Below are 16,973 nucleotides of genomic sequence, written 5' to 3' on the forward strand. Positions count from 1 at the left end.
TGGCATTCACGCGCGTCCTTGTGCGCGACCAGGCATGGACCAGTGACCGAACGGAGGAGAGCATCCGTGACTCAACTGACGGGACCGAAACCCGTGACGAACAGTCGAAGTTTGAAATCCTACGGCGGGGTTGAACATTCAAGTTCGGACCACGGCCACCCCAAGCGGGGCCTCGATCGGACGATGCTGCCCAGCGGACGGGCCGTTCTGGGTGGCTTCCTCATCGCCGCATCGGGCGTGGGGCTCTTCGCCGCCTACCAACAGGCTCATGCCGCCCCGGTGAACAAGTTCGTGGTCGCCACCCATCCCTTGGCTCCAGGCGACGTGATCGAGCGAGCAGATCTCGGCCTGGCGCCGGCCGAGTTGCCCCCAGAGATGACCGGTCAGTTGACCGACGACTGGCGCTCGTTGGTCGGAAAGGAGACGACAGCTGCGGTCGGCAAAAACCAGTTGCTCAGCCCGGCGTCGGTCGTCGAACCGGGAAGCATCGACGGTCCCGCTCGGCGCGTCTCGCTGGAGTTGAGCCGCGCCAGCGCACTCGACGGCGACCTTGAGAGCGGGGCGGTGGTCGACGTGCTCTCCAGCACCGAGGGCGACTCGGAAGCGACCGTGGTCGCCGAGCGTTCACGGGTGCTCGCCGTCAACGCCGACTCCACCGGCGACCTTGGGCAACTCGGTTCGCTGGTCGTCACTATCGAGGTGGCCGACGAGCGGGCCTTGGCCGCCATCGTCGGCGCCAGCGCATCGGGCAAGATGACGCTTGCCGCACCGACACCCGGCCCAGCAGCCTCAACGAACGGCGGGTCCGGCCATGGCTGAGCGCTGGGTGGTGCTGGGGCTGGCGCCGCCCCGTTCGGCCTGGTTTGCTGAGGTCACGCGCTGGTCGACTTCGGGATTGGCCCCGGTCGAGTTCGTCAAGTGCCTCTCTTCGACCGAGGTGCGGGCCCGCCTGGCGACCGGTCGGGCCCACTCCGCATTGCTCGTCGATGGCGCATCGAAGGGGGCGGACCGCGATCTGATCGCAGCGGCGAGGGACGCCGGCGCAGCGACGCTGGTCGTCAACGATGCCCGGATTGATCGCAACTGGCTCGAGCTTGGCGCGGCGGCGCTCCTGCCCGACGACTTCGGGCGCGACGACCTCACCGACGCGCTGAGCGTCGCCGCCGCGCCGATCAGCGATGCCCGCTCGGTCGAGCCACTCGCTGAAGCGACCGACGAGCGGTGGGCCGGTCGCCTGATCGCCGTCATCGGACGCGGCGGCGCCGGCACGTCGACCGTGGCGATGGCAATCGCCCAGGCGGTAGCCGATGGTGACGCGATCGATGGCACCGTTGCCCTGGCCGACTTTTCATTCGGTGCGTCCCAGGCGCTGTATCACGACACCGGCGATGTCGTACCCGGCGTCGTGGAACTGACCGAGGCTCACCGTCACGGACACCCGGAGCGGGACAGGGTGCGCGAGCACCTCTTCGAGCTCCCAAACCGGCACTACCACCTGCTGGTGGGGCTGCGACGCCGGCGTGACTGGACGGCGCTGCGACCCCACGCGTTCGCTGCGGGGCTCGATGGGCTGCTCGCCACCTATGCCACCGTGGTGGCCGACCTCGATGCCGATCTGGACGGCGAAGCCGAAACCGCGTCGGCCGACACCGAGGAACAGCACGTGGCGGCGCGCACGGTGTTAGAGCGCGCCGACCTGGTGCTGGCGGTCGGCACGCCCAGCCTGTGGGGCGTGGCCCATCTCGTCGGCCTGCTCGATGATCTCGCTCGGTTTGGAGTGCCCGCATCGGCCACCTCGGTGGTGATCAACCGTGCACCCCGGTCACCCGCCCGTCGGGCCGAGGTGCTGCGGGCGCTGACGCTCCAAGCACCGTCGTCGGGCACCAGGTCCATGGCCGCCCGGTCCAACCCGGACCGCACCGAGGCCGGACCCGCGGAGCGATCGGCCCCAGGCCGCGGCAGCACAGTCTTCCTCCCCGAGCGGAACTCGGTCGAGAGCAGTCACCGGGCGGCGGTACCGCTCCCCCGCAGCATCGTCCGTCCGCTCGCTGCGGTACTGAGCATCGAGACGGCCGCCACCGTTGGGCACGGGAACCACACGAAGCCCGGTGACCAGTCCGTCACGGACTTCGACGACGAAGCGCCGAGCATGACGTACTCGCCGACCGACCGCCGGTCGGCCGGAAATCCGGAGGAGGCGTCATGAGCGACCGGGCCGTCGCCGGCGGTGAACTCCGGCCCTCCGGCCTGCACCGGGGTGAAGCGCTGGCCCAGCCGACGGAGTTTGCCTCGCCCCTCGCCGAGATCGAGGCGAGGGTTCAACGACGCGCCAAGTCAATGGCCCTCGATCTCGACGTCGGCGGATCCGAGCAGGCCTTGCGCGACCTGATCGCCGACGAGTTGGCCGCCTGGTCGGTCGAGTGCCGCCGGGGCCTTCGCAGTCAGGACATCTCCGATCCTTCCCAGGTCGCGCAACGGGCGTTCGTCAACCTGGCCAAATACGGTCCGCTCTCCGTCCTGCTGGAGGATCCCGACGTCTGGGAGATCATGGTCAACGCTCCCGACGCCATCTTCGTCAAACGACATTCGGGTCAGAGTGGCTTTCACCACGAGGTGTTCCACGACGACGACCACGTCATCCGCACGCTGACCCGACTGCTCGACGATGCCACCGGGTCTCATCGCACGCTCGAGCCGTTGCTCGGCCTCCAGGACGCGCAGCTGCCCGATGGGTCGAGACTTCACATCGTGCACCGCGATCTGGCCCGCGGCGGGCACCTGATGGTGAACATCCGGAAGTTCACCGGTGTGGCGTTCTCCTCACTCGACGAGTTGGTCGAGCACGGCATGCTGGGCGTCGAGGCCGCTCGATTTCTCCGAGCGGTCGTGTCCGCCCGGCTGTCGATGGTCGTCTCCGGCGCACCCGGTTCGGGCAAGACCACGCTGTTGAACTGCGCGGCCGGCCACCTCGACCCCTCACTGCGGGTCGTCGTGGCCGAAGAGGTATTCGAGACCGACGTTCCGCTGGCCAACGTCGCCTCGATGCAGACCCGTGGCGGTCGGGGCGAGCGCGAGGAGGTCACCCTGCGTCAGCTCGTCGCCGGCTTCCTGCGCATGGCGCCCGACGTGGCCATCGTCGGTGAGGTGCGCGACGACGAGGCACTGCCGCTGCTGCGCACGCTGTCGTCCGGGGTGAAGGGCTACACCACGATCCACGCCGGGTCGGCTCGTCAGGCGCTCACCCGGCTGCGCTTCGTCAGCCAATTGGCCGACGCAGGGCGCAACCTGCCGTTGTCGGCGCTCAACACGTTGGTCAGCGAGGCGGTCGACGTCGTCGACCACGCCGAGCGCACCCCCGATGGGCCCCGGGTCATCGAGATCCTGGCCGTCGAGGACCTGGCCGGAGGTCCCGACGCCGCCCAGTTCACCGTGACGCCGGTTTTCGAACGGGCCCGACTCGACGGCCCGTTGGCCTGGAGCGGTCTCGTGCCGGTCCGCGTCAAGACCGCTCTGGATCGCAGTGGCATCGCCTTGGACGACGTGCTGCCGATGCAGCGCGCAGCCAACCGCCGGGGCGAGGTGGCCGAGGTGTCCCCATGAGCGCCTTGACCGGCCTGGCGCTGGCGGCCTGCGGGGCGACCGGTGTGGCCTTGCTCGTCGACCCGCTGATCGGTTCACCGATCTCCCGATCACTTCGGGTGGAGCCTGCGGCGCTCGGAGCGGCGGCGCGTCAACGCCTGAACCAGGCGGGGCTGGCCGATGTCTCGATCACGCAACTGGTCGCCATGTCGGCGACCGCTGCCGTGGGCGCAGCGGTGCTGACCCTCGTGACACTGGGGGCGGTCGTTCCGGCGTTCGCAATGGGTGTGCTGGGTGCGCTCATGCCTGTGGGGCTCATTCGACGTCGACGTCGCCGCCAGCTCGAGGAGGCCCGGGAGGCCTGGCCTGCGATGATCGAGGAAATCCGCCTGTTGTGTGCCTCGGTCGGCCGCTCGATACCCCAAGCGCTGTTCGAGGTGGGTCGCCGGGCGCCGGAGGAGCTTCGGCCGGCCTTCGATGCCGCCCATCGCGAGTGGCTGCTCAGCCGAGACCTGACCACCACGACCGAGCTGCTTCGGGACCTACTCGGCGACCCGACCGCCGATGCCACCTGCGAGACCCTCCTGATCGCCCACCAGCTGGGGGGCTCCGACCTCGACCGAAGGCTGGCCGCGCTGGCCGAGGACCGCCGACAGGATCTGCTCGACCGCAAGGACGCCCGGTCGCGGCAGGCCGGGGTGCGCTTCGCCCGCCGCTTCGTCCTGCTCGTGCCCCTCGGGATGGCACTGGTCGGGATGTCGATCGGTGATGGACGGGAGGCGTACCAAAGCGCCCTGGGCCAGCTTCTGGCACTGGGCGCACTCGGCGTGCTGTCCGCCTGCTGGGTGTGGTCGGGCAGGATCCTGCGCCTGCCCAACGAAGCGCGGGTGTTCGGCTCATGACCCGGGCAATGGCGCTTGCCTTCCTCGGGCTGATGGCGGGCTCGGTCTTGATCATCTCCTCCTTTCCTCGGCTCAACCCGGCGCCGTTGGCCCAACGGCTGCGCGCCTACCTACCCGGCGGGGGCGCAGCGGTGCGTCGCCAGGCGACGCTGAGCGGCCTGCGGACGCTCGTGGCGCCCCTGGCCAAGAGCTGGGGCGACTCCCTGGCGCGCACCGTCGGCCTCGACGACGACGTCGGCGATCGTCTGCTGAGGTTGCACCGCGACGATGACGCCACTGCCTTTCGGGTTCGCCAACTGATGTGGAGCCTGACCGGACTGATCGCCGGCGCAGCGATCGCTTCCGCCTTGAAGCTCCCGATCGTGTTGTCGCTCTTCGTGTTGGCCGCTTCGCCGATCTTGGTCTTCCTCCTCACCGAGCAGCACTTGGCCCGGCTCGACGAACGGCGCCGAACCCAGGTGCTCCACGAGCTACCTGTCGTCGCCGAGCAACTGGCGATGCACCTATCGGCCGGGTACTCGCTTTCTGCGTCGGTCGCCCGCCTCGGCCGGCGCTCCAGCGGCGCCTGCGCCGAGGATCTGAGAGTGGCGGCGCGCCGCATTCGCGGAGGGGCCTCGGAGGTGTCAGCCCTGCGGGAGTGGGCGGAGCTGTCCAAGGTCGAGGCGGTCTCCCGCCTGGTCGGGGTGCTCGCCCTCAACCAGGAGGCCGGCGATCTCGGCACCCTGATCGGGATGGAGGCCCGCAGCATCCGCCGCGAGGTGCATCGCGAGCTGATGGAAACGATCGAGCGGCGCGAGCAGATGGTCTGGATACCGGTCACCGTCGCCACCCTCGTGCCCGGGGTGGTCTTCCTCGTCGTTCCCTTCATCCACGCCCTCAGCCGATTCACGGGCTGATCGGGGCGGTGCCCAAGCCAGCCCCACTCCTGCCGTCTTCGCCCGTTACTCCGACACTGACCCAACCGAGGAACCAAGAAACCAAGAAACCGAAAGGGAGCAACATGAACACCATCCAGACACTGACCGGCCCGTCGACGACAGCCACAGGCTCGTCCGATCGGATCATCGACGGCGCAGATGACGTCGGCACTGACGTTGGCGACCTCACCACCGACGCCATGACCGTCGCCCCACCCCGCGCATTTGGGGGACCGAACCTTCACCCGGCAAACCAGACATCGAGGCAGGCGGCTCGGCGCCGTCGCAACCCTCGAGCCGACCTGGCCGAGGGCGTCATCTCGACTGCGATCGCCGTGCTGGTGATCGCCTTCCTCGGCCTGCTCATGTGGGTCGGGTTTCGGGTGATGTTCAACTCGGCGACCACCAAGGCAAACCAGACGATCGAACAGATCGGAAACTGATGCTCAGCCGGCGGCGAGAGCGCGGCTCCGGCACGCTGTCGGCCGCCCTGGGGGTGACGGTGTTTCTCGCCTTCCTGCTCTTGGCCACCCACGTGCTGGTGAACCTGTGGGTCGCTTCGTTGGTCGACCACGTGGCGTGGGACACCACCCGGCGTGCGGCCTCCGACCCTCGGTACGCCGACGTTCCGGCCGAGGTCCAAGCCGAAAGCCTGGCCTGGGCGCGTGCCCGCCTGGGTGGCCACGCCGACCACGTCGAGTTGCAGTTCGTCGGGGACCCGACCGGGCGCTCGGTCATCCTCCGGGTGCGAGCCCGGCCGGCCACGGTCGTCGGCGCAGCGACCCACCTCGGCGGCGTCCATACCGACGTCGTCGTCCGGCGGGAGCCATCGTGAGGCGCAGGCGTTGGGCTGACCGGGGCGTCGTCGGCGGCTCAGATGGGCTGCTGGCCGGGGTGCTCGTAGCGCTGGTGGGCACGCTCATGATCGTCAATGTCTGGTCGGTCATCGCTGCCCGCACCGATGCGGACGCTGCAGTGCGGGAATACCTCCGGGTGTACACGCGGGCCGACAGCGCCGCTGCCGGTTCGGCAGAGGCCGACGCAGCGGCGCGGGCCTCGCTTGTCGCCTCCGGGCGCTCCGATGCGGCAATCTCGATCACACGGCCCGATGCGGCTGCCTTCGGCCCTTGCGGGCTGGCCCACGTCAGCCTTCGCCTGCGCGCTCCGCTGGTGCGGGTGCCCGGATTGGCCAACCTCGGATGGCGCACGGTCACCGCCGACGGCGCCGAGGTGATCGACCCGTGGCGGGCAATGGACCGCGGTCCTGCCTGGCGAAGCGGGGGTGTGGCATGCGCCGGGTGAGGGCACAGCGTCGAGGTGCGCCCCGTCGCCGAGTGCGGCGGACCGATCGGGGGTCGTCGCTGATGTTGGTCCCGGCGGGCGTGCTCGTCGTCGTCCTCCTCGGCGCTGTCGCAGTCGACCTGTCGGCGGCGCACCTGGCCCAGCGGCGGCTGGTTCAGGTCACCGAGCGTGCCGCCGACGACGCCGCCGGCATGCTCGATCGCGATGCGCTCCGTTCGGGCGGGCCGGTGCGGACCAACCCGGGACAGGCCACCGAGCTGGCCAGGATGCACCTGGCCTCGCTCGACGTCCCCGGGCTCGAGCGCCGGTGGGTTGATGTGGCGGTCTCGCCGGATGGCACTCAAGTCAGCGTCCGCAGCGGGGCAACGGTCCGGAGGCTCTTTGGGCGGGGTCTGCCCGGGGTGTCCCCCACCTACAGGATCACCGCCCAAGCCACTGCCCGGTTGGGTTGATCGTCGTGGTCACCGACGTTGGCTCGGTCACCCGGCTCGTGCGCAAGCGAGCCTCGGCGGCCGAAACGCTCCACGACCCGACCGGTTCGGGTTCGTTGACACCCGACACGCTGGCCGTCCGCCGAGAGATCGACGTCTTGAGCCGCTGCGACGCGGCCGGCATCGTGCAGCTCGTCGGTTTCGGAGAGCATCCGGTGACGTGGCTCGAGACCATTGACGCCGGCGCCCATACGCTCGCCTCACCGCCGCTCGCCGTCGCCGACCGCCTGGCCGCGTTGGCTGCACTGGCCAGGGTGCTCGCCGGGCTCCATCGACGCGGTTGGGTTCACCTGTCGCTCGAGCCCGAGCACGTCATCTGGCGTCGTGGCGTCGCCACCGGCCGGGGAGCGTCCCACTCGGGCGGCGACATCGACGTCACGCTGTGCTCGCTCGGCTCTGCGGTCTGCCCGGCGGGACCGGCCGAGCGAGCGGCGGACCGCGAGGCGCTGGCGACGATCATGGCATCAACGCTCCTCACCCCGGGGGGCGCCACCTTCGCACCCGAGCTCAGGTCCGCCCTGGCCGGCGTGGCAGTGGATCTCAGGTCGGGAGACCTCGACGACCTCGATGCGCTGGCCACCGGCCTCGACGATCTGGTCGAAGCAGCGCAGCGATCCACCGACGTCGGGGCGAGTGAGCACCGCACACCCGGGAGCGACTCCTCCGTCCGGCGACGGTTGGGAGAGCTCACCCGCCGGCTGTCCCCCCGGTCGCCGGTCCGTCTCGGTCTGGCAGCGGCGCTCGGGCTCACCGTGCTCGGCGGCGCCGGGATCCTCGTCGCCCGGGCCGGGCCCGGGACCCCGCCTGGTCGCTCGACCGGATCGGCCGCGTCTGCCCGATGCTCGCAACCGGCGGTGCCGCCGCCGCGCGTCGACCCCGACGGCAGCGGGTGCGGGCGCTCCGCCGGATACCACTCATCGGTGCTGACCGTCGGCACCGCCCGATGGAGCCTGGGCGACGACATAGCCGACGGTCGCCTGGTCGACTTGGACGGCGATGGCTGGAGCGAGCTGGCCGCACTGCGCAACGACGGCGAGGTGTTCCTCGTCCGGCACTTCCCTGTCAACGCCTCCGATGCGGTCCGGGTCCGATCGGTAGCCACCGCCCCCGGGGCCACACGGTTGTTCGCGACTTCCTCCGGCGTCGGGCTCGATGGCTTGAGGGCGAGCGACGCCGACGGGGCACCGACCCCACTGCTCCCCAGCGCGACGGGGCCTGGCGCCGGTTCGGAGTCGGACCCCGGTTCGCCGGCGACGGTCAAAGCGGCCCCGACCACCGGGGGCGGACCATGAGCAGCACCCGGACGGTGAGGCACCCAAAGCCGCTCGGCACACCCGGTCGGTTGGCGATCGCGCTGCTCAGCACCGCAGCGGTTGCGGCCGCTGCGACCGCCACCGCCGTGGTTGGGGGTCCCAGCGCTGGAGCGCTGCCCCGCACTCGAGCCGACCTCGACCTCCTCTACTCCGGCGACGCCGCCGTGCTGGCCGTGGCGGTGGTGCGCTTCGCTGCGGTCGCGTTGGCGCTGTGGTGGCTCGGCTTGATCGTCGCGTCCTGGCTTGCCGCCTGGAGAGGCCGCCACGATCGTGTCGGGGTCTACGCCCGGCTGCTTCCCGCTCCCCTCCGGATGGCGGTCACGCTCAGCCTCTCCCCCATGCTGGTCGCGCTACCCGCCACGGTGGCGGGGGCGCAGAACCAACCACCGATAGGAGTTCCCAGCAGCATCGCCGGCCCGGCCGACGATCCGACCAGCCCGACCGCACCGTCCACCCGGGTACTCGAGCTGAACCCGCTGCCGGACGGACCGCAGCCTCGACCGGGCGCTGGCGGGTCGCCGACAGCCGGCACGACGCCGGCACCCGGGTTGCCGGTCGACGGTCGCATCGACGCAACAGCCGACGGCGACCCTGCCCCTGGGGTTGCCACGATCGGTCAGGCTCCCTCGGGCGACCAGGCGTCCTGCCCCACGATCGTGACCAGGGGTGACGTGCATTGGTTCGACCAGGCCCGCGCCCACCTCGACGCCCAGCTCGGTCGCCCGTCCTCGGAACAGGAGGCCGAGATCTACTGGTATCGGTGCGTGGCCCACAACGTCGAGCGGCTCCCGGAGCCGGACGAACCCGACATCGTCCCGCCCGGGCAGGTCCTCGAGCTGCCCGAACTCCCCCGCACCACATGACCACATCTCCGCCGTCCTCGTCGCCCAGCTTGCTCAACCTCCCGAACCCGGGAGCCCAGAACGCGACCTGACGTACCCCTCAGCTCCCGAGTTCGCTCACCTTCTCGAACCCGGGAGCCCAGAACGCGCCCTGACGTACCCCTCAGCTCCCGAGTTCGCACGCGCGCAGGGGTCGGGTCGGGTAGATGCCGACGTGGCAGGCTGGGCCGGTGAGCGCCGAGATCATCCTGAGGCGGGTGGAGCTGACCCTGGCGGAGCCCCACCGGGCCGCTCATGGCACGGTGGCCGCCCGTCCGACGCTGATCGTCGAGTTCCGCTCAGATAACGATCCCGCCAGTCCGACCGCTGTGTCCGGATGGGGTGAATGCCCGGCCCTGCCCGACCCGGGCTATTTCTATGAGTACACCGCCGGCGCTTGGGCCATGTTGTGCGACGTGCTGATCCCGGCGGTCATCGCCGGCGGATTGCTCACCCCCGACGCGGTCGAAGGAGCGATGTCGGCCGTGCCAGGGCACCCGATGGCCCGCTCGGCGCTAGCATTGGCGGCCGAGGACCTGGCGGCCCGGAGGAGGAACGAGACGCTGGCGCAACGCTGGGGCCCAGCAGCCGACACCCTGCCGGCCGGCGTTGCACTCAGCCTTCGAACCGGTCAGCAACGCCCAAGCCGTGAACGCTCGACCACGGGGTATCAGGGTGACACCTCCGCCGGTGGCAACGACAACAGCAACAGCCGCAACCCCGTTGGTAGCGGTGATGCTGCCAACGCCGACCTGGCCGAACGGGCCGTCGCCCTGGCCGGAGCCGGATACCGGCGGCTGAAGATCAAGATCCAACCGGGCCTCGACCTGGTCCCACTTGGCGCCGTCAGCGATGCGCTGAGGTCGAGCGGCGATGGCGATGTCGAGGTGGCCGCCGACGCCAACGCGTCCTATCGCAGCGACGACCCGGACCACCTCGACGCCCTGATCGCCCTGGACCGCCTCGGGCTGGCCTGGCTGGAACAGCCCTTTACGGCCGACGACCTGGTCGGTCACGCCCAGCTGGCGCAACGCCTCGACACGCCGATCTGTCTGGACGAATCGGTGACCTCGCTCGGCGTTGTCGAGACTGCGCTGGCCCTGGGCCTGCGGCCGATCATGTGCGTCAAGGCCGCCCGTCTCGGCGGACCGACCCCGGCGAGGCGGTTGCTCGATTGGTGCCACGACGAAGGCCTGGACGCCTACATCGGGGGCATGTTGTCCTCCGGTATCGGCCGGGCCGCCGATCGTGCGCTGGCCGGGCTAGCCGCAGCCAACCGGGTGGGCGACATCGGCGGCGACGACCGGTACTTCACCGAAGATGTCACCTCACCGGTTGCCATCGATCGGGAGGGGCGGGTGCCGACGGTCGGTGTCGAGGGTGTCGCAGGGCTCGGGGTTGACGTCGACGTCGAGCGCCTCGCCAAACTCACCACCGATGAACGCCGCTGGACGCTCTGAACCGGACCGTCGGGTGCAGCCGGCACCCGTCAGTCGAGGCGAAGACCCATCTCGCTGAGCCGCTGAGGGGCGTGCTCCTCACTCACGTCGAGGATGCAGGCGATCGCTCGCATGTCGTCTCGCCGGATGGTCAGCATGCGGCCGTTGAAGTCCTGGCGCTGCACCTGGATCATGCGCAGATAGCGGTTCAGCATTTCGGCTGCGGGGCCATCGACCCCGTCGAGGCGGGTGAGATCGATCTTGGCTCCGGCCTCGGCGTGTTCGGTGCGTGAGATCTCGCTGTCGCCGTCCTCGGGCAGCAGCTGATCGACCGGAACCTTGTAGAACCGGGCGAGCCGTTGCAAGCGGGGCACCGATATCGCCCGCTCCCCCCGCTCGTAGGCGCCGAGCACCGAGGCCTTGAACTCCTGATCCGAGTCGGCCTCGACCTCTTGCAGCGAGAGCCGCTTCTGGCGGCGGATGAGCCGAAGACGCTCTCCCACCGCACGGCCGTACTGGCTGCGGGCTTCCTCGTCCTCGTCCACGAAGCTGGTCCCCATCTAGGTCTCCCTTTCGAAGATGGTGATCCCGCCGGATCGGTGCAGTCGAGTGCGCCGAGTATCTGGGCGATCCGCCCCATCGGCTCCCCTCACCCAGCTGCGGTCCCTCATCCGCCACGGAATCTGTGCAGGTAAAATCCTACATGCCCGCTCCGTGGCCGTGGTGATCTTTTTTCTCACGGAGCGCGACCGCTCGAGCCCCCGCCACCATGGCGGCCGTCTCGGCCCGCATCACGTGGGGCCCAAGGGCGACCTGGTCGGGTACCAGCGCCCGCTCCCGCTCGGAAAACCCGCCTTCGGGGCCGATCAGCACGGCGCGATCGACGGCCGTGGGCGTCCGTCCGGTGCCATCGGCGCGCACCCAGGACACGAGCGAGACCTCCGAGGGGCCGGATGTCGGCTGCCCGGCGACGAGCTCGTCGACGGTGATCGGGCCGACGATGGTCGGCAACCACGCCCTGCGGCACTGCTCCAGCGCAGCCGCTGCGACGCGTTCAAGCTTGGCCAGATGCGATGACGCCTTGGATCCCGACCAGCGCACCACCGACCGATCGGTCTGAAGCACGACGATGCGGTCAACCCCCACCTCGGTCAGCTTCTGCACACACCACTCGGGGCGCTCCCCCTTGACCGGGGCAAAGGCGATGGCCACCGGGTCGGGGGCGGGCACCGAGCGGACGTCCCCGTCGGGGTCCAACTCACCGACCGGGCCGACACGCACCAGCCGCCACGATCCGGCCCCGTCGGTAACGCTGATGGCGGTACCCGGACGAAGCCGGCGGGCCGACCACAGGTGACGCGTCAGCTCCTCGGACGGAACCGGGTGCTCGACCGAGTCAACCAGGGCGTGGGCCACCAGGTCGTGGGGCGGCCCCCCATCACTTGAAGGCACTGCGGATCTTTTTGCCCAAGCCGGTCTTCGGCGGGGTGACCGCCTCCTCCCGCAATTCGGCAAAGCGGCGCAGCAGCTCCTCCTGCTCATGGGAAAGATCGGTCGGGGTGTGCACCGACACGTGGGCGATCAGGTCGCCCCGGCCCCGGTCCCGCCCGCGGCCGTCGAGCCGCGGCACCCCCAGCCCGCGGAAACGGTGCTCCCAGCCCGACTGGGTTCCGGCGGGCACGGTGAGCTCGTGGGCACCGTCGAGCGTGTCGACCTCCAACTGAGTCCCCAGCGTGGCCTGGGCGACGCTCACCGGGACCTCGATGTGCAGCGTCGTGCCGTCGCGTACCAATTCGGAGTGGCCCGACACGTTCAGGTGGACGTACAGGTCACCGGCAGGACCGCCCCGGGCCCCGACCGCTCCGCGACCGGTCAGCCGCAGCGTCGAGCCGTCGTCCACCCCGGCGGGCACCTCGACGGTGAGGGTGGCCTCCTCGACGATCCGTCCGTCTCCGTCGCACTTGCTGCAGGGGCTGGGAATCAACTCGCCGCTCCCCTGGCAGGTGGGGCACGGCGATGCGGTCACCATTTGGCCGAGGATCGAGCGGCGCACCGACTGCACCTGTCCCTGACCTCCGCAGGTCTCGCAGGTTTTCGGGCCGGTGCCCGGCGCGGCGCCGGTGGCTTCACAGGTCTCGCAGGCGACTGCGGTCCGCACGGTCACGTCGTGGGCACCGCCAAACACCGCCTGGTCGAAGGGGATCCGAAGGTTGGTTTCAAGATCGGGACCTCGTTGCGGCCCGGTTCGGCCTCGGGTTGCGCCGCCGCCAAACCCGGCGCCGAAGCCCGACCCGCCACCTCCGCCGAAGAAGGCGTCGAACAGGTCGGAGAGGCCACCCATGCCGTCGGCCATCCCGGCGCCGCCATCGACCGATCCGAAGCGGTCGTAGTTCTCGCGCTTCTCCCCATCGGAGAGAATCTCGTAGGCGACGGCCACCGACTTGAAGCGAGCCTCGGCGTGAGGGTCATCCGGGTTGGCGTCGGGGTGGCTGTCGCGGGCCGCTTTGCGATACGCGGCCTTGATCTCGATGTGGGTGGCCTCGCGATGAACGCCCAGGACCTCGTAGGGATCCTCGGTGATCTGAGCCATCGTTACTCCTTGTACTGTCCGGTTGGGGGGTGCATTGCTCGCCACCGATGCGTTGATCTCACGGGGTGCATGGCGGTCGGGGTCTTCGTTGGTTGGTCATCGATCGGCCTCGGGCCGACGAGGTGGTGTTCGGTCGGCAATGCCGACCGTGCGGGCTACTCGCCTTCGCTGAGCGCCCTCGTCAGTTGTCGGCTGACCGTGTCGACCGCCGAGAGCGTGTCGGAATAGTTCATCCGGGTGGGTCCCAGCACCGCCAGGGTGGCGGCCCGGCCCGAACCCACCATCACCGGAGCCACGACCAGGGAGCATTCGCTCAGCGGCGACAGCCCGGTCTCCGAGCCGATCGCCACCGACAGTCCCCGTTCGATCAGCTCGCGCAGCAGGCCGACGACCACCACCTGCTGTTCGAGCAGGGCCAACACCCGATGCAGGGTTTCGACCTCCTCGAAGCTGCGGGCCATGTTGGAGGCGCCGTCGACGTACAGCTCGGTGTGGTCCTCGGCCCAGGAGGCCGACAGGCCGACAATCACCTCGCCGACGAGGGCGACCGCCGGGGAGTCGGGCGCCACGCGGGGTGCCACCTCGGCAACCGATGGGATGGTGCCGGCAACGACGTCGTCCACCGAACAACCTTCCAGCCGGGCGGACAGCACCGAGGTGGCCACCGCCAGTTGGGCGTCGTCAAGGTCGTCGGCCAGCTCGACGGTGCGCTTGGCCAGCATGCCGTTGCTCAGCACGGCGACCGCCACCACCAGCCGGTCCGATAACGACACCAACTGCACCGAACGGATCGTCTCGCTGCTTCCCCGCTCGCCGACCGTCAGGGCCGTCGTGGAGGTCAGGCGGGCCAGGTGGGTGGACGCCTCCTGGAAGAGCCCCTCGAGCTCGCCGTGGGCATGGGCAAAGAACTGTCCAACCTGCTGCGCCTTGGGCTCGTCCAACTCGGTCGGTACTCCCAACTGGTCGACGAAGAACCGGTAGCCCTTCTCGGTCGGGATCCGTCCGGCCGACGTGTGTGGCTGAGTGAGGTAGCCCTCGTGTTCGAGGAAGGTCATGTCGTTGCGCACCGTGGCGGGGCTGACCTCAACCCCGGGGGCGCCGGCGACGTTCCCCGAGCCCACCGGGAGGGCGGTCTCGATATAGCTCTGGACGACGGCCCGCAGCACGGCCGACTTGCGGTCATCGAGCATCGGTTTCTCCCCTCGTCGCAGCGCCGTGGCGCCGGGACGCGCCCAGCGGGCGCACCGCTGGGGCGACGGGCGTCAAAGACGCTGGGGAGGTGGTCACCGATGCCATAGCCGCCTGATTCTACCGGTGGGACCCGCTCGACATGAGTCGAGGTGCCCTCAGTCCAGGCGAAGGGCCTTAATGAAGGTGTCGGGTGGGATGTCCACCTTGCCGATCGACTTCATGCGCTTCTTGCCGGCCTTCTGCTTCTCGAGCAGCTTGCGCTTGCGGGTGATGTCGCCGCCGTAGAGCTTCTCGGTCACGTCCTTGCGGAACGCTTTGACCGTCTCCCGGGCGATGATCTGCCCGCCGATGGCCGCCTGGATCGGCACGTCAAACTGCTGGCGCGGGATCAGCTCCTTCAGCTTTTCGGCCGTGCGCCGCCCGTACTCATAGGACCGTTCCTTGTGCACGATGGCGCTGAAGGCGTCGACGGTCTCGCCGCTCAACATGATGTCCACCCGCACCAGCTCGGCGGGCAGGTAGCCGTCGGTGTCGTAGTCCAGGCTGGCGTAGCCCTGGGTGCGGCTCTTCAAGGCGTCGAAGAAGTCGATCACCACCTCGGCCAGCGGCAGGCGGTAGGTGAACTCCACGCGCTCGGGCGACAGGTACTCCATGCCCAGCTGCTCGCCGCGACGGCTGAGGCACAGCTCCATGATCGTGCCGACGTACTCCGCCGGGGAGAGGATCGTCATGCGCAGCTGTGGTTCGCTGATCTGTTCGATCTCGGTCGGTGGCGGCAGGCTGGACGGGTTGTGCACCGACAGCATCTCGCCCGCGGTCGTCTCCACCTCGTATTCCACCGACGGGGCGGTGGCGATCAGCGACAGGTCGAACTCGCGCTCGAGGCGCTCCCGCACGATCTCCATGTGCAACAGGCCGAGGAAGCCGCAGCGGAAGCCGAAGCCCAGTGCGCCGGAGGTCTCGGGCTCGTAGGTGAACGAGCTGTCGTTCAGCCGCAGCTTTTCCAGGCTCTCGCGCAGCTCCTCGAAGGCGTCGCCCTCCACCGGGTACAAGCCGCAGAACACCATCGGCTTGGGTTCGGCATATCCCGCCAGCGGGTCACCAGGCTTGGCCGAGTCGGTCACCGTCTCACCGGAGCGGGCCTCGCCCACGTCCTTGATGCCGGCGATCAGGTAGCCCACCTCGCCCGGGCCCAGCTGCTTCACCGGCGTGTTGACCGGGCGGCGGACACCGATCTCCTCGGCAGCGTGGGTGCTGCTCGCCTGGAGGAACGACAGCTTCTGGTTGGTCTTCATCACGCCGTTCATCACCCGCACCGACGACACCACGCCGCGGTATTGGTCGAAGTGCGAGTCGAAGATCAGGGCCTGCAGCTCGGCGCCGGCGTCGCCGACCGGGGGTGGGATGCGCTCGATGACCGCGTCGAGCAGCGCACCGACCCCCTCGCCGGTTTTGGCCGAGAGGTGCAGCACCTCCTCGGCCGGGATGCCGAGCACCTTTTCGATCTCGGCAGCAACCCGTTCCGGTTCGGCCGCAGGCAGGTCGATCTTGTTCAGGCATGCGACGATCTCGAGGTCGTTCTCGAGGGCCAGGTAGCAGTTGGCCAGGGTCTGGGCCTCGATACCCTGGCTGGCGTCGACCACCAGCACCACGCCCTCGCAGGCGGCCAGGCTCCGGCTGACCTCGTAGCCGAAGTCGACGTGACCGGGCGTGTCGATCAGGTGCAGCTTGTGACCGGCCCAGTCGACCTGCACCGACTGGAGTTTGATCGTGATGCCTCGCTCGCGCTCCAGGTCCATCGAGTCGAGAAACTGGGCGCGCATGTCCCGGGCATTGACCGCGCCGGAGATCTCCAGCAGCCGGTCGGCCAACGTCGACTTCCCGTGGTCGATGTGGGCGATGATCGAGAAGTTGCGGATGTGGTCAAGGTTTGTCACGGCCCCGGCAGGCTACTCCGGCCCGTCGAGGAGGCCATCCAGCGTCTGCTGTGCCCGGTCCAGGTCGTCGGAGCGGAACGACTCGTCGACTATCAGCCGCTGGTAGAGGTCGACTGCTTCTTGGGCGGGTGCGACCGCACCCGCACGGTCACCGGTCTCAGACAAGCTGATGGCCAGGTTGTTCAACGCCATGGCGAGGTCGGGTTCGTAGGCCCGGTTCTCGGCCGCTTGAGCCCGCCGGAGGTCGACTGCTTCTTGGGCGGGCGCGACCGCACCCGCACGGTCACCGGTCTCAGACAAGCTGATGGCCAGGTTGTTCAACGCCATGGCGAGGTCGGGTTCGTAGGCCCGGTTCTCGGCCGCTTGAGCCCGCCGGAGGTCGACTGCTTCTTGGGCGGGCGCGACCGCACCCGCACGGTCACCGGTCTCAG

At 69.6% G+C, this 16,973-nt stretch carries 18 protein-coding genes; 12 read left to right on the forward strand and 6 right to left on the reverse strand.

From position 1 onward, the window contains the following. The first annotated feature begins 183 nt into the window (after positions 1 to 183). From PKD89_RS16365 to PKD89_RS16420, 12 genes are all read left to right on the forward strand, one after another. Entirely contained in the window at positions 184 to 819 is a 636-nt protein-coding gene (locus tag PKD89_RS16365; RefSeq protein ID WP_289011688.1) for an SAF domain-containing protein, read from the forward strand. Continuing rightward, positions 812 to 2,206 (forward strand): hypothetical protein, encoded by a 1,395-nt coding sequence (locus PKD89_RS16370; RefSeq protein WP_289011689.1) that lies wholly within the window; start codon positions 812 to 814, stop codon positions 2,204 to 2,206. Before PKD89_RS16365 ends, PKD89_RS16370 begins: the two co-directional genes overlap by 8 nt. After that, positions 2,203 to 3,600 (forward strand): CpaF family protein, encoded by a 1,398-nt coding sequence (locus PKD89_RS16375; protein WP_324332543.1) that lies wholly within the window; start codon positions 2,203 to 2,205, stop codon positions 3,598 to 3,600. The genes PKD89_RS16370 and PKD89_RS16375 overlap by 4 nt, the downstream gene beginning before the upstream one ends. Continuing rightward, positions 3,597 to 4,481, forward strand: a complete 885-nt coding sequence (locus tag PKD89_RS16380) for a type II secretion system F family protein (RefSeq protein ID WP_289011690.1) — start codon at positions 3,597 to 3,599, stop codon at positions 4,479 to 4,481. The genes PKD89_RS16375 and PKD89_RS16380 overlap by 4 nt, the downstream gene beginning before the upstream one ends. Beyond that, the gene (locus tag PKD89_RS16385) at positions 4,478 to 5,377 is read left to right on the forward strand and encodes a type II secretion system F family protein (protein ID WP_289011691.1); all 900 of its coding nucleotides are present in this window, start codon (positions 4,478 to 4,480) and stop codon (positions 5,375 to 5,377) included. The genes PKD89_RS16380 and PKD89_RS16385 overlap by 4 nt, the downstream gene beginning before the upstream one ends. 104 nt (positions 5,378 to 5,481) lie before the next feature. Then, positions 5,482 to 5,841, forward strand: a complete 360-nt coding sequence (locus PKD89_RS16390) for a hypothetical protein (RefSeq protein WP_287375266.1) — start codon at positions 5,482 to 5,484, stop codon at positions 5,839 to 5,841. Continuing rightward, positions 5,841 to 6,233, forward strand: a complete 393-nt coding sequence (locus tag PKD89_RS16395; RefSeq protein ID WP_287375269.1) for a hypothetical protein — start codon at positions 5,841 to 5,843, stop codon at positions 6,231 to 6,233. The genes PKD89_RS16390 and PKD89_RS16395 overlap by 1 nt, the downstream gene beginning before the upstream one ends. Continuing rightward, a complete protein-coding gene (locus tag PKD89_RS16400; protein ID WP_289011692.1) occupies positions 6,230 to 6,700 on the forward strand; it encodes a hypothetical protein in 471 nt (156 codons plus the stop codon). Before PKD89_RS16395 ends, PKD89_RS16400 begins: the two co-directional genes overlap by 4 nt. A gap of 62 nt (positions 6,701 to 6,762) precedes the next feature. Then, positions 6,763 to 7,152, forward strand: a complete 390-nt coding sequence (locus PKD89_RS16405) for a hypothetical protein (RefSeq protein WP_287375274.1) — start codon at positions 6,763 to 6,765, stop codon at positions 7,150 to 7,152. A gap of 5 nt (positions 7,153 to 7,157) precedes the next feature. Beyond that, on the forward strand, positions 7,158 to 8,483 hold the full coding sequence (locus PKD89_RS16410) for a hypothetical protein (RefSeq protein WP_287375277.1): 1,326 nt from the start codon (positions 7,158 to 7,160) through the stop codon (positions 8,481 to 8,483). Continuing rightward, positions 8,480 to 9,367, forward strand: a complete 888-nt coding sequence (locus tag PKD89_RS16415; protein ID WP_324332545.1) for a hypothetical protein — start codon at positions 8,480 to 8,482, stop codon at positions 9,365 to 9,367. Before PKD89_RS16410 ends, PKD89_RS16415 begins: the two co-directional genes overlap by 4 nt. Before the next feature lie 209 nt (positions 9,368 to 9,576). Beyond that, positions 9,577 to 10,845 (forward strand): enolase C-terminal domain-like protein, encoded by a 1,269-nt coding sequence (locus PKD89_RS16420; protein ID WP_289011694.1) that lies wholly within the window; start codon positions 9,577 to 9,579, stop codon positions 10,843 to 10,845. Positions 10,846 to 10,874: 29 nt separating this feature from the next. On the opposite strand, the gene PKD89_RS16425 is transcribed toward PKD89_RS16420, so the two are convergent. The 6 genes from PKD89_RS16425 to PKD89_RS16450 form a co-directional block, all read right to left on the reverse strand. Beyond that, the gene (locus PKD89_RS16425) at positions 10,875 to 11,384 is read right to left on the reverse strand and encodes a transcriptional regulator (protein WP_289011695.1); all 510 of its coding nucleotides are present in this window, start codon (positions 11,382 to 11,384) and stop codon (positions 10,875 to 10,877) included. 139 nt (positions 11,385 to 11,523) lie between these two features. Beyond that, entirely contained in the window at positions 11,524 to 12,276 is a 753-nt protein-coding gene (locus PKD89_RS16430; protein ID WP_289011696.1) for an RsmE family RNA methyltransferase, read from the reverse strand. Beyond that, a complete protein-coding gene (locus tag PKD89_RS16435) occupies positions 12,263 to 13,414 on the reverse strand; it encodes a J domain-containing protein (RefSeq protein ID WP_289011697.1) in 1,152 nt (383 codons plus the stop codon). The genes PKD89_RS16430 and PKD89_RS16435 overlap by 14 nt, the downstream gene beginning before the upstream one ends. A 155-nt stretch (positions 13,415 to 13,569) precedes the next feature. Further along, positions 13,570 to 14,604, reverse strand: a complete 1,035-nt coding sequence (gene hrcA / locus PKD89_RS16440; RefSeq protein ID WP_289011698.1) for a heat-inducible transcriptional repressor HrcA — start codon at positions 14,602 to 14,604, stop codon at positions 13,570 to 13,572. A gap of 156 nt (positions 14,605 to 14,760) precedes the next feature. Continuing rightward, entirely contained in the window at positions 14,761 to 16,542 is a 1,782-nt protein-coding gene (lepA, locus tag PKD89_RS16445) for a translation elongation factor 4 (protein ID WP_289011699.1), read from the reverse strand. Between the two features lie 12 nt (positions 16,543 to 16,554). After that, the coding region (locus PKD89_RS16450) for a tetratricopeptide repeat protein (protein WP_324332550.1) at positions 16,555 to 16,973 on the reverse strand (419 nt) is incomplete at its 5' end.

The organism is Candidatus Neomicrothrix sp., from assembly GCF_035329545.1.
Classification (GTDB): domain Bacteria; phylum Actinomycetota; class Acidimicrobiia; order Acidimicrobiales; family Microtrichaceae; genus Microthrix; species Microthrix subdominans.

Excerpts from the sequence above, each read along its gene's own strand:
- PKD89_RS16365 (WP_289011688.1), top strand. The coding sequence starts at position 184 with ATGCTGCCCAGCGGACGGGCCGTTCTGGGTGGCTTCCTCATCGCCGCA.
- PKD89_RS16370 (WP_289011689.1), top strand. The coding sequence starts at position 812 with ATGGCTGAGCGCTGGGTGGTGCTGGGGCTGGCGCCGCCCCGTTCGGCC.
- PKD89_RS16375 (WP_324332543.1), top strand. The coding sequence starts at position 2,203 with ATGAGCGACCGGGCCGTCGCCGGCGGTGAACTCCGGCCCTCCGGCCTG.
- PKD89_RS16380 (WP_289011690.1), top strand. The coding sequence starts at position 3,597 with ATGAGCGCCTTGACCGGCCTGGCGCTGGCGGCCTGCGGGGCGACCGGT.
- PKD89_RS16385 (WP_289011691.1), top strand. The coding sequence starts at position 4,478 with ATGACCCGGGCAATGGCGCTTGCCTTCCTCGGGCTGATGGCGGGCTCG.
- PKD89_RS16390 (WP_287375266.1), top strand. The coding sequence starts at position 5,482 with ATGAACACCATCCAGACACTGACCGGCCCGTCGACGACAGCCACAGGC.
- PKD89_RS16395 (WP_287375269.1), top strand. The coding sequence starts at position 5,841 with ATGCTCAGCCGGCGGCGAGAGCGCGGCTCCGGCACGCTGTCGGCCGCC.
- PKD89_RS16405 (WP_287375274.1), top strand. The coding sequence starts at position 6,763 with ATGTTGGTCCCGGCGGGCGTGCTCGTCGTCGTCCTCCTCGGCGCTGTC.
- PKD89_RS16415 (WP_324332545.1), top strand. The coding sequence starts at position 8,480 with ATGAGCAGCACCCGGACGGTGAGGCACCCAAAGCCGCTCGGCACACCC.
- PKD89_RS16425 (WP_289011695.1), bottom strand. The coding sequence starts at position 11,384 with ATGGGGACCAGCTTCGTGGACGAGGACGAGGAAGCCCGCAGCCAGTAC.
- PKD89_RS16435 (WP_289011697.1), bottom strand. The coding sequence starts at position 13,414 with ATGGCTCAGATCACCGAGGATCCCTACGAGGTCCTGGGCGTTCATCGC.
- hrcA (WP_289011698.1), bottom strand. The coding sequence starts at position 14,604 with ATGCTCGATGACCGCAAGTCGGCCGTGCTGCGGGCCGTCGTCCAGAGC.